The organism is Rhodanobacter sp. Root627, from assembly GCF_001427835.1.
GTDB classification, from domain to species: Bacteria; Pseudomonadota; Gammaproteobacteria; order Xanthomonadales; family Rhodanobacteraceae; genus Rhodanobacter; species Rhodanobacter ginsenosidimutans.
Genome location: NZ_LMGW01000002.1, coordinates 1,086,773 through 1,100,348, shown reverse-complemented (window position 1 = coordinate 1,100,348; position 13,576 = coordinate 1,086,773). Strand labels below are relative to the sequence as shown.

9 protein-coding genes are annotated in these 13,576 nt (G+C 67.1%); 3 read left to right on the top strand and 6 right to left on the bottom strand.

Annotated elements, in window-relative coordinates; genetic code table 11:
• Window positions 1-30: 30 nt before the first annotated feature.
• The 3 genes from ASD68_RS11995 to ASD68_RS11985 all read right to left on the bottom strand — a co-directional run bounded on the left by ASD68_RS11995 (window position 31) and on the right by ASD68_RS11985 (window position 7,984).
• The gene (locus ASD68_RS11995; RefSeq protein ID WP_056607041.1) at window positions 31-3,159 is read right to left on the bottom strand and encodes an efflux RND transporter permease subunit; all 3,129 of its coding nucleotides are present in this window, start codon (window positions 3,157-3,159) and stop codon (window positions 31-33) included.
• Between the two features lie 247 nt (window positions 3,160-3,406).
• A complete protein-coding gene (locus ASD68_RS11990) occupies window positions 3,407-6,646 on the bottom strand; it encodes an efflux RND transporter permease subunit (protein ID WP_056607036.1) in 3,240 nt (1,079 codons plus the stop codon).
• Between the two features lie 105 nt (window positions 6,647-6,751).
• Window positions 6,752-7,984 (bottom strand): efflux RND transporter periplasmic adaptor subunit, encoded by a 1,233-nt coding sequence (locus ASD68_RS11985; RefSeq protein ID WP_056083439.1) that lies wholly within the window; start codon window positions 7,982-7,984, stop codon window positions 6,752-6,754.
• 418 nt (window positions 7,985-8,402) lie between these two features.
• On the opposite strand from ASD68_RS11985, the gene ASD68_RS11980 reads away from it, so the two are divergent.
• Entirely contained in the window at window positions 8,403-8,924 is a 522-nt protein-coding gene (locus tag ASD68_RS11980; RefSeq protein ID WP_056083435.1) for a c-type cytochrome, read from the top strand.
• Window positions 8,925-9,178: 254 nt separating this feature from the next.
• Here ASD68_RS11980 and ASD68_RS11975 read toward each other — a convergent pair whose 3' ends face one another.
• On the bottom strand, window positions 9,179-9,772 hold the full coding sequence (locus tag ASD68_RS11975; RefSeq protein WP_056083432.1) for an ACP phosphodiesterase: 594 nt from the start codon (window positions 9,770-9,772) through the stop codon (window positions 9,179-9,181).
• 48 nt (window positions 9,773-9,820) lie between these two features.
• Here ASD68_RS11975 and ASD68_RS11970 point away from each other — a divergent pair, with 48 nt between their 5' ends.
• Both ASD68_RS11970 and zapE read left to right on the top strand, forming a co-directional pair.
• On the top strand, window positions 9,821-10,513 hold the full coding sequence (locus ASD68_RS11970) for an alpha/beta fold hydrolase (protein WP_056084270.1): 693 nt from the start codon (window positions 9,821-9,823) through the stop codon (window positions 10,511-10,513).
• A gap of 54 nt (window positions 10,514-10,567) precedes the next feature.
• On the top strand, window positions 10,568-11,680 hold the full coding sequence (gene zapE / locus ASD68_RS11965) for a cell division protein ZapE (RefSeq protein ID WP_056607032.1): 1,113 nt from the start codon (window positions 10,568-10,570) through the stop codon (window positions 11,678-11,680).
• Window positions 11,681-11,809: 129 nt separating this feature from the next.
• On the opposite strand, the gene ASD68_RS11960 is transcribed toward zapE, so the two are convergent.
• Together ASD68_RS11960 and gpmA are read right to left on the bottom strand one after the other, a co-directional pair.
• Entirely contained in the window at window positions 11,810-12,361 is a 552-nt protein-coding gene (locus ASD68_RS11960; protein WP_056607029.1) for a hypothetical protein, read from the bottom strand.
• Window positions 12,362-12,687: 326 nt separating this feature from the next.
• Entirely contained in the window at window positions 12,688-13,431 is a 744-nt protein-coding gene (gpmA, locus tag ASD68_RS11955; RefSeq protein WP_056607026.1) for a 2,3-diphosphoglycerate-dependent phosphoglycerate mutase, read from the bottom strand.
• Window positions 13,432-13,576: the final 145 nt, after the last annotated feature.

The window sequence follows — 13,576 nt, the reverse complement described above, 5'->3', positions numbered from 1 at the left end:
TTGACGGACAGCAGGTGGCCTTCGGCCGGATCAGATGCTTGCCGGCAACCGCCGCGCCGTTCGCCGCGCACGCCGCCGCGCCGCCCAGCTTTTCCGCCGCTCGGCCAGGCACGAGAAGATCACGTACAGCGCGGGGGTGCTGAGCAGGGTGAGGCTTTGCGAGATCAGCAGGCCGCCGATCAGGGCGATGCCCAGCGGGCGGCGCAGTTCGCTGCCTTCGCCCAGACCGATCGCGATGGGCAGCGCGGCCAGGATCGCCACCATGGTGGTCATCATGATCGGCCGGAAGCGCACGATGCAGGCTTCGCGCACGGCTTCCAGTGGGGTCTTGCCGTGTTCGCGTTCGGCCACCAGGGCGAAATCGATCATCATGATCGCGTTCTTTTTCACGATGCCGATCAACAGCACCAGCGCGATCTGCGCCACCACCGACAGTTCGGTGTCAGTCAGCCACAGCGCCAGCAAGGCACCCACGCCCGCAGCGGGCAAGGTGGACAGGATGGTGATGGGGTGCAGCAGGCTTTCGTACAGCATGCCCAGCACGATGTAGACGGTGAGCACGGCGGCCAGCACCAGCCACAGCATGCCGCTTTGCGATTCCTGGAAACGACGGAAATCGCCGCCCACATTGAGCCGGATGTCGCCGGGCATGCGCATGCCGCTGACTGTGGCCTGCACGATCGCCATCGCCTCGCCCATGCTCACGCCGGGGGCCAGGTTGAAGCTCAGATCCATCGTGGTGTACTGGTTCTCGTGGCTGATGGATGAGGGCGACAGGCCTGGCTCCTGCCGGGCGAAGGCGGTGATGGGGATCATCTTGCCGCTGCTGGAGCGCACGTAGATGCGGTTGAGCGCGTCGGGGGTGGCGGTCTGCTCGGGCAGTGCGTTGACCACCACCTTGAACTGGTTGATGTCCGAATAGATGGTGGATACCTGGCGCTGGCCGAACGCGTCGTACAGCGCGCCGTCGACGGCGCCGATCGACACGCCCAACTGCGCGGCGCGATCGCGGTCGATCACGATGTTCTGGCGCAGGCCGCCCTCTTCTACGTCGCTGCCCACGTCGGCAAGTTTCGGATTCTTCTTCAGTTCCGCCACCAGCTTGGGTAGCCATTCCTGCAACTGGGCCAGGTCGTTGCCCTGCAGCCCGACCTGGTATTGCGCGCCCTGGTCGCCACCACCGCCGCCGCCGCTGGGCAGATCCTGCACCGGACGCAGGCGCAGGTTGAGGTCGGGATACTTTGCGGCCTTGGCGCTGAGACGCGCCAGCACGGCGAAGGTGTCATCCACCCGGCCCTCGGCGCGCGTTTTCAGGTCGATGTTGAACGAGCCGCTGGTGCCGTGGCGGCTGCTGCCCAACCGTGAGCCGACCGACGCCACATCCGGGTCGGCCTGCAGCATCTCGGTGAGTCGCACCAGGCGTTGGCGGCTTTCATCGAACGATACGGTGGCGCTGGAGCTGGCGCGGCCCCAGATCAAACCGGTGTCCTGCGCCGGGAACAGACCGGTCTTGACCACGCCGAGCAGGAAGAATGTGGCCGCGATCAGCAGCAGCGGCGTCAGTGACAGCATCAGCGCATGGCGCAGCGCGAAGTTCAGCGAGCGGGTGTACACACGCAGCATGCCCGCGTGGAAACGGTCCAGCGCCAGGCCCAGCCGCGAGGGCTTCTCCGGCTCGCGATGACCGCTGAGGAAACGGCCGCACAACGCCGGCGTCAACGTCAGCGACACCACCGCCGACACCACGATGGCCGATACCAGAGTGGCGGCGAACTCGTGCATGAACATGCCGGTCATGCCGCCGGCAAACAGCAGCGGAATGAATACGGCCACCAGCGAGGCGGTGATCGAGACGATGGTGAAGCCGATCTCGCGGGCGCCGGCCAGGGTGGCCTGCAAGCGCGTCATGCCGGCGTCGATGTGGCGGATGATGTTCTCGATCACCACGATGGCATCGTCCACCACGAAACCGATGGCGATCACCAGCGCCAGCAGGGTGAGGTTGTTGAGCGTGTAGCCGAACAGGTACATCGCCACGAAGCCGCCAGCCAGTGACAACGGCACCGCCACGGCGGCAATCATGGTGGGCGCCAGCCGACGCAGGAACAACGCCATGGTCAGGATCACCATCGCCAGCGAGATCAGCAGCGTGGCCTGCACCTCGTGCAGCGAGGCGCGGATGGTCGGCGTGCCGTCGAAGAACGGCGTCAGTCGTGTGCTGGGTTGCAGGTAGGCGTGTAGCAGCGGCACCTGTGCCTTGACCAGATCCACCGTGGCGATGATGTTGGCATCGGTCTTCTTGTAGACATACATCAGCACGGCGGGTTTGCCGTCGAACCACGCCGCCTGGTACGCATCCTGCGCCCCGGCGTACACGTGCGCCACATCCCGCAGCCGCACCGGCGTGCCGTCGTGGCTGGCGATCACCAGCGACGCGAAGTCATCGGCGCTGTGCAACTGGGTGGTGGCGGTGATCGCCATGGTGGTCTTGCCGTTGGACAAAAAGCCCTCCGGCGACGTGACGTTGGCGGCGCTGAGCGCATTGCGCAACTGGTTCGGCGAAATGCCCATCGCGTTCAATGCGCGCAGGTTCACGTCGACCCGTATCGCGGGCGTGGCGGCGCCGGCGATCTCCACCGCCGACACCCCCGGCAGCTGCCGCAGCCGCTGCGCCAGCAAGGTATCGGCCACGTTGAACAGCGCCTCGGCCGATTGCGTGTCCGAGGTCAGCGCGAAGGCGATGATCGGGTCGTCGTTGGGGTCGGCCTTCTGGTAGCTGGGCGCGCCGTTGAGGCCGGTGGGCAGATCAGGCGCGGCGGCGTTGATCGCCGCCTGCACGTCGCGCGCCGCCGCATCCAGGTCGACATCGGTATTGAACATCATGAAGACAAATGTGCGGCCCTCCGAACTGCCCGAACGCATGCTCTGGATGCCGGGCACCTGGCCCAGGTGGCGCTCCAGCGGCGCGGCCACCGTCGACGCCATCGTGCTCGCGTCGGCCCCGCTCTGGCTGGCCTGCACGAAAATCGCGGGAAACTGCATCGCCGGCAGCGCCGCCACGCCCAGCAGGAAATAGCAGATCGCCCCCACCGCAAACAGGCCCATCGCCAGCAACGAGGTACCGATCGGGCGACGGATGAAGATGCCGGAGATATTCATGGATCAAGCGTGACCGGGGAGCCTGCGGAGGTATGCCAGAGCGGGTGTGAACGACGCATTCCACTTCTCAACGGTCGAGGAGCGAAATGGTTGAGTCGCCGTCGTTCTCCACAGCCTGGCGCACACCGCTCCTCCCCCTGCTGCGCAGGGGGAGGCTGGGAGGGGGTGCTTTTGGGCGGGCGAAGAGCGACCCCTCCCCAGCCCTCCCCTGCTTGCAGGGGAGGGAGCAAGGCGGACATCGGCGGGATCACGCCGCGTTGCTGGCCTGGGCGTGGCGCAGGGCGCGCTGTTCGCGGCGCGCGGCCAGCCAGTCGGAGAAGCGCTCCATGTACAGGTAGATCACCGGCGTGGTGTACAGCGTGACCAGCTGCGACAACAGCAGGCCACCCACGATGGACACGCCCAGCGGCCGGCGCAGTTCCGCGCCGATGCCGTTGCCCAGCGCCAGCGGCAGCGCGCCGAGCATGGCCGCGGCGGTGGTCATCATGATCGGGCGGAAGCGCAGCAGGCAGGCGCGGCGGATCGCGTCGTGCGCGTTCATGCCGGTGCGGCGGGCCTCGATCGCGAAGTCGATCATCATGATCGCGTTTTTCTTCACGATGCCTATCAGCAGCACGATGCCCACGATGCCGTCCACCGACAGGCTCATGCCGCACATGATCAGCGCCAGCAGCGCGCCCACGCCGGCCGGCGGCAGGGTGGAGATGATCGTCAGCGGGTGGATGTAGCTCTCGTACAGCACGCCCAGCACGATGTAGATCACCACGATGGCGGCCAGCAACAGCAGTACCTCGTCACCGATCGATGAACTGAACTCGGCCGCCTTGCCCACGAACTCGCCGCGCACCTGCGGTGGGAAATCGAGCTCGGCCTCGGTGGCGTGGATGGCGTCGATCGCGTCGGACAGCGCGTAACCCGGCGCCACGTTGAACGCCACCGTCACCGCCGGCAACTGCTGCTGGTGGCTGATCACCAGCGGCGCGCTGGTGACCTCGGCACTGGCCAGCGACGACAGCGGGATGGTGCCGCCGCCACCGATCTCGAAGCCCACGTTGCCCGCATTGCCGATGCCCGAGGGCGTGGCCGAGTTGCTGGATTTCACCTGGCCGAAGCTGGTGGCGTTGCTGCCGGTCAGCGCGCCGTTGCCGTTGCCGCGCACGGTGAGCTTGTTCAGCAGGTCGTCCGAATTGCGGAACTCCGGCGCCACCTCCAGCACCACGCGGTACTGGTTGAGCTGGGTGAAGATGGTGGAGATCTGGCGCTGGCCGAAGGCGTCGTACAGCGTGTCGTCGATGCTCTGCACCGGCACGCCCAGGCGGCTGGCCTTCTCGCGGTCGATGGTGAGCTTCAGCGCGTTGCCCTTGTCGGCCAGGTTGTTGTCCACGTCGGCCAGTTCCGGGCGCTGGCGCAGCGCCTCGGTCATGCGGCCGGCGTAGGTGGCCAGCTCGGCCGAATTCACGTCGGACAAGGTGTACTGGTATTCGGTGGCGGCCACGCGGCTGTCCAGCGTCACGTCCTGCACCGGCTTCAGGTACAGCGCCACGCCGGGGATATCGGCCACGGTTTGCTGCAGCCGCGGCAGCAGCTTGTCCAGCCCGTCGCGGTCGCCGCGCTCCTTCAGCACGATGCTGAGCTGGCCCTGGTTGATGGTGGGGTTGATCGTGCCGGCACCGATGAACGCGGCCACGCCGGCCACGCCCGGATCCTTGCGCAGCGCCTCGGCCACGGCCTTGGTGCGGTCTTCCATCTGCGGGAAGGCGATGTTCTGGTCGGCCTGCACCACGCCGGTGATCAGGCCGGTGTCCTGCTCGGGCAGCAGGCCCTTGGGGATCACGATGTACAGGAACACGGTGAGCACCACCGCGGCGCCGGCCACCAGCATGGTCAGCTTCTGGTGATCGAGGATCCAGTCCAGCGAGCGCTCGTACGCGCCGACCGTGCGCACCCAGAGGTCGCGCTTGCCATCGGCGGCGGAGCGCTCATGTGCGTCATCGCCCGGCGGCAGTTCGTCGGGTTTCAGCAGGTAGGCGCACATCATCGGCGTCAGCGTCAGCGACACCAGCATCGAGATGGTCACCGCGATGGTCAGCACCCAGGCGAACTCGTGGAACAACCGGCCGGTGACGCCGGGCATCAGCAGCAGCGGCAGGAACACCGCCACCAGCGACACCGTCAACGACAGCACGGTGAAGCCGATCTCCTTCGCGCCGATCTCGGCCGCCTCCTTGCCGCTCTTGCCCTGCTCGATGTAGCGCACGATGTTCTCGATCATCACGATCGCGTCGTCCACCACGAAGCCGGTAGCCACGGTCAGCGCCATCAGCGACAGGTTGTCCAGCGACATGCCGGTGAACGACATCACGCCGAACGTACCCATCAGCGACAACGGCACCGCCACCGACGGGATCACCGTGGCCCACAGCCGGCGCAGGAACACGAAGATCACCGCCACCACCAGGAAGATGGTCAGCAGCAGGGTGAACTGCACGTCGTGCACCGAGGCCTGGATGGTGATGGTGCGGTCGGCGAACACGTCCAGGTGCACGTCGGCCGGCAGCGCGTTGCGCAGCTCGGGCAGCACCTGGCGGATCTGCTTCACCGTCTGCACGATGTTGGCGCCGGGTTGGCGGCGGATATCCAGCAGCACCGCCGGCTGGCCGTTGGCCCAGGCGGCGAGCTGGTCGTTCTCCACCCCGTCGACCACCTTGGCCACGTCCGACAGCCGCACCGGCGCGCCGTTCTTGTAGCTGATGATGGTGTTCTTGTATTCGGCTGCGTTGCTGAGCTGGTCGTTGGTGCCGATCGAGTAGCTCTGCGTCTTGCCGTTGAGCGTGCCCTTGGGCGCGTTGACGTTGGCCTGGGTCAGCGCGCTGCGCACGTCCTCCATGGTCAGGCCGAGGTTGGACAACTGCGCCGGGTTCACCTGTACGCGCACGGCGGGGCGCACGTTGCCGGCGATCGACACCAGGCCCACGCCCTGCACCTGCGACAGCTTCTGCGCCAGGATCGAGTCGGCCAGGTCGTTGACGTCGCGCAGCGGGCGGCTGCCCGATTGCAGCGACAGGGTGAGGATCGGCGCGTCGGCCGGGTTCACCCGGTTGTACACCGGCGGGTACGGCAGGTTGCCCGGCAGCGTGCCCTTGGCCTGGTTGATCGCCGCCTGCACGTCCTGTGCGGCGATGTCGATGTCCCGGTCCATGTTGAACTGCAGGATGATCGTGGACAGCCCGGCGGAGGAGTCCGAGCTCATCATCGCCAGGCCGGAGATCTGGCCCAGGTTGCGTTCCAGCGGCGTGGTCACCAGCGAGGCCATGGTGCTGGCGCTGGCGCCCGGGTATTGCGTGGTCACCACCAGGCTGGGCGCCTCGATTTCCGGCAGCGCGGACACCGGCAACTGCCGGTAGCCCAGGATGCCCAGCAGCAGGATCGCCACCATCAGCAGCGAGGTGGCGATCGGGCGGCGGATGAAGAGTGTGGAGAATCCCATGGCTATCCGAAACGTGTAGGAGCGGCGTCAGCCGCGGTCATGCCCAGCCAGCGGCAGATGGATCGCGCGGGCCGCGCCCCGGTGGGCGGTGGCCCGTGTCACGCGTCAGTGCCTGCGACGGCCCGCCTTGGTGTCCTGCTTCGCCTTGTCCAGCTCGGCCTGGGTCGGCACCGCCGGCACTTCGCCGGGTTTCAGCGCGTTGACCTTGCTGCCTGGCTTCAGCCGGAACTGGCCCTCGGTGACCACGCGGTCGCCGGCCTTCAGGCCGCTGCCGATCATCACGTGGCTGTCGCCCACTTCGCCGGCCACCACCACCGCCTGCATCTTGACCGTGCTGTCGCCCTGCACCTGGTAGACGTAGTCGCCATCGGGGCCGCGCTGCACGGCTTGCGCCGGGATCACCAGCGCACCCATGGCGGTACGCACCTGCAGCCGCACGTTGACGAACTGGCCGGGCCACAGCTCGTTCTTCTCGTTGGCGAACTGTGACTTCAGGCGGAACGTGCCGGTGCTGGTGTCGATCTGGTTGTCGATCACCTTCAGCACGCCGCCCGTGGCGATGGGGTGGGCGTCGACGCGGTCCAGTGCGGTCACTTCCAGTGGCGAGCTGTCGTTGGCGGCGGCGCCGCGCACCAGGTCGAGGTTCTGCTCGGGCAGGGTGAACATCACGTAGATCGGATGCAGCTGGGTCAGCGTGACGATCGCCGTGCTGGCGCTCACCACGTTGCCCGGGTCCACGTTGCGGATGCCGGCCAGGCCGTCGATCGGCGACACCACCTTGGTGTACGCCAGCTGCACCTGGGCATCGCGGATGCTGGCTGCATCGGACGCCACCGCGGCCTGGTACTGCGAGGAGGTGTTGCGCAGGGTGTCCAGATCCTGCTTCGAGATATAGCCCTTGGCCGCCAGGTCCTGGCTGCGCGCCAGGTTGCTCTTGGCGGTGGCCAGCTGCGCTTCGTCCTGCCGCTTCTTGGCCAGCGCCTGGTCAAGGGCGGCCTGGTAGGTGCGCGGGTCGATCTGCGCCAGCACCTGCCCCTTCTTCACCGGCTGGCCTTCCTGGAAATCCAGGCTCAGCAATTGGCCGCCTACTTGCGGGTTCACGGTCACCGTGTTCAGTGCCTGCACCGTGCCCAGCGCGGTGAGGAACACGGGTACGTTCTGCCGCTCCACCGGCACCACCGTCACCGGCACCGGCGTGGCCTCGGGGCCATCGGCCTTGGCGCCGGCGGCGGGCGCACCTGCAGCCTTGCCGGCGGGCTTGTGCAGCAGGCGCACGCCCACGATCGCCAGCACCACTACCGCAATCACGATCAACGTGATCTTCCAAAAACGCGACATGTAGAACTCCTGGGTTTAGCAGTGTGGCTGCCGGGAACACGACCGCGTTGGGCAGGCGTGGGGGATCCGGGATGAAAGCATAGAGGCAGTTCAACGAACCGGGACAATGCCAGTTGACACGGGTGTGTCATGACTGACGACACGGTGCTGCCGTTGCCGTGCCATGCCGCCACCCTTGCCGGTCACTATCGCCAACGCCGCACCCCGCCTGAAACTTGTGGCCCGCTTCGTTTATAATCCGCCGCTGGCATCCGCCTGCCTTCGACGGGGCCAACCGGTTGCCGGGGCATCGGGTTGTCTCGCGGCCATGGCGCTACCACTGGCGGCACTGCCGCTGACCATATTATCGGCCAGGCCCGAAACCTACCGGGCCCGGCCGGGATTATCTACTGACTGGAGTACACGCGTGAGCGGTTCCATGAGCAAATCCGACCAGACAACCATGCGCCAGTTCGCCATCATGATCGGCGGCCTCGTGGTGGTGGCGGTGATCCTGATCGTCACGGCGTTGTGCATCTACAACAACGAGCCGAAGGAAACCGACCCGACCCAGCCGGCGCGCGTTACCGAGCGGATCGCTCCTGCCGGCGCCGTGTACGCGGGCGACACCGGCCGTGCCGCGATGCAGGCGGCCGCCGAAGCCGCCACCAAGGCCGCCGCCTCGCAGGTCGCCTACGGCGGCACCACCGACGGCAAGGAAATCTACGATCACCTGTGCACCAGCTGCCACACCGGCGGCATCGCCGGCGCGCCGAAGGTGGGCGACAAGAGCGCATGGGCGCCGCGCATCGCCGAGGGCATCGACACCCTGGTCAAGCACGCGATCGAGGGTTACCACGGCCCCGACGGCAACTTCATGCCGCCCAAGGGCGGCAACCCGGCGCTGACCGACGAGCAGGTCACCAACGCCGTGCATTGGATTGTCGATCAGGCGAAGTAATTCGATCAGGCGAGCATCGCCTGATCCAACAAGCTGTCGCAAAACGCCGCCCTCCGGGCGGCGTTTTCGTTTGCCCCTTCCCCCTGTGGGGGACAAATCGGCAGGATTGCCGATTTGCACGGCGAAGCCGCCCGAAGGGTGAGGGCCAAGGATGGCCCGAATGCAGGTTGGGATGGGGAGCCCCGGCTGGCGGAAAAAGTCAAAAGCACCCCTTCCTAACCCTCCCCCTTCCGCCGCAGGGGAGGACGCCGAACCTACTCTGCATGTCGCGCAATCCACTCCCGTGCAAACACCTGCACCTGCGGAAAGAACGCCTCGAAGTGCCGCTGCAACACCGCCTCATGCTCCACCAATACCGGCACTGCCGAATCCAGCGGATTGGCCCGGCTCAGGCGTTGCCCAATCCCCGCCAGCGCCTGCCCCAGCACGGCGCGGTCGGCATAGGCAGCGGGCAGGTCGTGTTGTTCCATGTAGGCGGAAAAGCGCTGCAACCCGGGCGGCAGCAACCCATCGCGCCGGCGCAGCAGCGCGCGCAGGGCGTCCGAGCGCTGCGTCAGCGACTGCCCGCTCCAGTGCGAGAAATCGCGCGCCAGGCAATGGTCGAACCACATGTCCAGCAGGATCCCGGCGTAGCGCCGGTACGGCGGCGGCAACTGCGCCTTGGCCGCCAGCACCTCGGCGTGCGCGTCGGTATAGACGTCGATGGCGCGATGCAGGCGGATGCCGTCGATGACCCGCGGCGCGAACCGTGCCGGGTCCGGCGCGCCATGCACGAAATCGCCCAGCATGCCGCCCAGCTGCAAGGCCTCGTCGTCGCCGGCGAGCAGGGTGTGGGCCAGATGGTTCACCGGCGCGCCTTGCGGCAGCCGATCCGTCCGGCGGTTATGATCGTCCGCATGACTCCCATTGCGCTACCCGCCGATCCCGTCAGTTTTCCCGAGGAAGCGGCCAGTTTCATGCTGGCCGGACCCGCGGGCAAGCTCGAACTCATCAGCGACATCGCCGACCCCGGCTGCGCCCGCCGTGGCGTGGCGGTGGTCTGCCACCCGCATCCACTGCAGGGCGGCACCATGCACAACAAGGTGGTGACGATGGTGGAGCGGGCGTTACGCGAATCGGGACTGGACACGGTGCGCTTCAATTTCCGCGGCACCGGCGCGTCCGAAGGCACGTATGACGAGGGCAACGGCGAGGGCGACGACCTGGCCGCGGTGGTGACCTGGGTGCGGCGCACGCGGCCGGACGATGCGCTGTGGCTGGCCGGCTTTTCGTTCGGCAGCTACGTCAGCATCCGCAACGCGGTGCGCCTGCGCGCCGACGCGCTGGTCAGCATCGCGCCGCCGGTCGGCCGCTGGGCGTTCGAGACGGTTGCGCCGCCCACCTGCCCCTGGCTGATCGTGCAGGGCGAGGCCGACGAGGTGGTCGAGCCGCAAGCCGTATTCGACTGGGTGGATGCGCTGAAGCGCAAGCCGGAGCTGGTGCGGATGCCCGAGACCAGCCACTTCTTCCATCGCCGGCTGATGGACCTGCGCGGCGCCATCAAACACGCGGTGCGCGGCTGGTTGCCGGCCAAGCGGAGCGGCGCCTGACCGTCACCACGGTTTTCCGCGACGCCACCACGAACCCCGTTTTTTGATCGGCCCATGCCCGAAACCACGCTTACCCCCTCCGCCCGCTATCTCGACGGCGTCGCCGCGCATCGCTGGGAATCGGACCCGACCCAGCTGGCCTTGCTGCCCGAATTCGATCGCATGCACGCGGCGCTGTGCGCCGAACCTGCAACCGACACCGGCCTGTTTGGACGGCTGAAATCCCTGCTCGCCAGCGAGCCGGCCACGGCAGTGCCGGGCTTGTACCTGTGGGGGTCGGTCGGTCGCGGCAAGACCTTCCTGATGGACCTGTTCGTGGCCAGCCTGCCCCACGGCGTGGCGCGGCGTCGGCATTTTCACCGCTTCATGGCGGAGGTGCACGACAGCCTGCGCGCGCTGGGTGAGCGGCAGAGTCCGCTGGACGAAGTGGCGGAAGAACTTGCCGCGCATTGCCGGGTGCTGTGCCTGGACGAGTTCCTGGTCAACGACATCGGCGATGCGATGATCCTGGCCAACCTGCTGCAGGCGCTGTTCGAGCGTGGCGTGGCGCTGGTCACCACCTCCAACACCGCGCCGGCCAACCTTTATCGCGACGGCCTGCAGCGCGCCCGCTTCCTGCCTGCCATCGCGCTGATCGAGCAGCATTGCCACGTGGTGGAAATGGCCTCCTCGCGCGACTGGCGGTTGCGCGCGCTGGCGCAGGCGTCGGTCTACCACTACCCGCCCGGCGCCGAGGCGCACCGGGCGCTGGAGCGCATCTTCGCCAACCAGGCCGGCGGCGAGGTGCGCGAGGGCGGCAGCATCCACATCAACGGTCGCGACATCGCGCTGTGCAAGCGGGCCGACAACATCCTGTGGTTCGATTTCCCTGCGCTATGCGAAGGCCCGCGCGCGGTGGCCGACTACATCGAACTGGCCAAGGCCGGGCCCGCGGTGATCGTGGCCAACGTGCCGCAATTCACCGTCTACAGCGAGGATGCGGCACGCCGTTTCGTGCAATTGGTGGACGAGTTCTACGACCGCCGGGTAAAGCTGGTGCTCTCCGCCGCCGCGCCGATCACCGAGCTGTACGACGGCGAACGCCTGCGCGCGGAATTCGGTCGCACCGAGTCGCGGCTGATCGAGATGCAGAGCGAGGAATACCTGGCCAGCGCGCACCTTCCCTAGCGTGGCGCCGCGGGGGTGCATGACCCGTCATCCCGGCGAACGCCGGGATCCAGCGCCGCGGCAGCTGCGTGAAGGCACTGGATTCCAGCGTTCGCTGGAATGACGGGTAGAAATTCGATCAACGTATCGCTAGATGCCGTCGCTGGCTGTGGAAGTTGGCTGCGCCCGCTGAAACCGCCGATGGTGAATCAGCAAGCCGCTGTAATACACGAGGTAGTAACCGACCAGCACGCCGACCACCAGCATCGTCAGCGGGCTGGCGCTGTGGGTTGCCATCGCGTGACCCATCGGGTCCTCCACGCCGGGCGGGATCTGCGAGCCGATGAACGCGAAACGCCAGGCCAGCCGGCCCAGCAGCAGCAGCGTGAGCAGCGCGCCGATCCAGGTGTTGGGCACGTAGCCGTCGCCGCGCACGGGGTCGGTTTCGAAGCGGGTGAGTTTCAGCCCCAGCAGGCCGATGGCGCCGCCGATCAGCATGCCAGCCAACGCCCCTTCGGCCAGCGCCAGCCGATGCAGGCCGCTGAGCAGCAGCAAGCCGCCGACCACCGCGAAAATGGCCACCCGGAAAACCATGCGTTTGCGGCGGATCGGCTGGCGGCCGAATTGCCGGCTGATACGCCGCCACATCATCCAGGCGATAAACGGCAGCGCGACGAGGTAACTGAGCATGTGCGCGGGCATGGCGCGATCCGGTGACGGTATGGCGCCAGCTTAGTGCGGCGGTCGTTGCGCTGACGAGTGACGGTTGTCAGTGTTTTTGTGTGCACGGGGGCCGATATCGACGCGTTGCACCGGCTTCTCCGCAAGCACCGGCCCCTCTCCTCTTTCCTCTCCCCCAAGGGGGAGAGGAGGTCACGGTGGCTTCGGACTTCCGCGTTTCGCGGCGGCAAGCCCACACAACGCCGCGCCTCAAAATCGAAAGATGCCGTAATCCCCTCTCCTCTGCGGGGAGAGGGTAGGGAGAGGGGGACACGTCGCGGGAAAGCCGCAACGAAGTTATTACTGGCTTACTTCGCCTTCCCCTGATTCGCCACCGCAGCCATCTTCGCCGCGATCGCATCCGCATCGCCCAGGTAGTAGTGGCGCAGCGGTTTCAGCTCGTCGTCGAATTCATAGACCAGCGGCACGCCGTTGGGGATGTTCAATTCCACGATGGCTTCGTCGGAAATGCCGTCCAGGTACTTCACCAGCGCACGCAGCGAGTTGCCGTGCGCGGCCACCACCACGCGCTGGCCGGCCTTGATCGCCGGCGCCAGCACCTCGTGCCAGTACGGCAGCACGCGGGCCACGGTGTCTTTCAGGCACTCGGTGTCGGGGATGTCCCTGGGGTCGAGCGTGGCGTAGCGCGGGTCGTTCACCGACTCGTTGGCGCTGCGCTCCAGTGCCGGCGGCGGGATGTCGTAGCTGCGGCGCCAGATCTTCACCTGGTCCTCGCCGAACTTGGTGGCTGTCTCGGCCTTGTTGAGGCCGGTCAATGCGCCGTAGTGGCGCTCGTTGAGGCGCCAGTCGGTCAGCACCGGGATCCACATCAGCTCCATCGCATCCTGCACGCCCCACAGCGTGCGCACGGCGCGCTTGAGCACCGAGGTGTGCGCCACGTCGAACGTGTAGCCGGCCTCTTTCAGCAGACGGCCCGCCTCGGCGGCCTCGGCCACGCCCTGTTCGGTGAGATCGACATCGGCCCAGCCGCTGAAGCGGTTGTCGAGATTCCACTGGGATTGGCCGTGCCGGATCAGTACGAGTTTGTGCATGGTGGGCGCCGTTTGTGCAGAGGAGGGAAACGATGAATGGTGCAGCCCAGCATCGGGTATCGTCAAATGCAGCCCTGCCACAGGTCATGCCAACCCATGGCGCCGCCAGCGCATCTCAAGCCGTCACCCATCACGAGGAACTGCC

What these genes read in the sequence shown, in the direction of transcription:
- ASD68_RS11990 (WP_056607036.1), bottom strand. Translation starts at nt 6,646, where the DNA reads ATGGGATTCTCCACACTCTTCATCCGCCGCCCGATCGCCACCTCGCTG.
- zapE (WP_056607032.1), top strand. Translation starts at nt 10,568, where the DNA reads ATGCCCGAAACCACGCTTACCCCCTCCGCCCGCTATCTCGACGGCGTC.
- ASD68_RS11985 (WP_056083439.1), bottom strand. Translation starts at nt 7,984, where the DNA reads ATGTCGCGTTTTTGGAAGATCACGTTGATCGTGATTGCGGTAGTGGTG.
- ASD68_RS11980 (WP_056083435.1), top strand. Translation starts at nt 8,403, where the DNA reads ATGAGCAAATCCGACCAGACAACCATGCGCCAGTTCGCCATCATGATC.
- gpmA (WP_056607026.1), bottom strand. Translation starts at nt 13,431, where the DNA reads ATGCACAAACTCGTACTGATCCGGCACGGCCAATCCCAGTGGAATCTC.
- ASD68_RS11970 (WP_056084270.1), top strand. Translation starts at nt 9,821, where the DNA reads ATGACTCCCATTGCGCTACCCGCCGATCCCGTCAGTTTTCCCGAGGAA.
- ASD68_RS11995 (WP_056607041.1), bottom strand. Translation starts at nt 3,159, where the DNA reads ATGAATATCTCCGGCATCTTCATCCGTCGCCCGATCGGTACCTCGTTG.
- ASD68_RS11960 (WP_056607029.1), bottom strand. Translation starts at nt 12,361, where the DNA reads ATGCCCGCGCACATGCTCAGTTACCTCGTCGCGCTGCCGTTTATCGCC.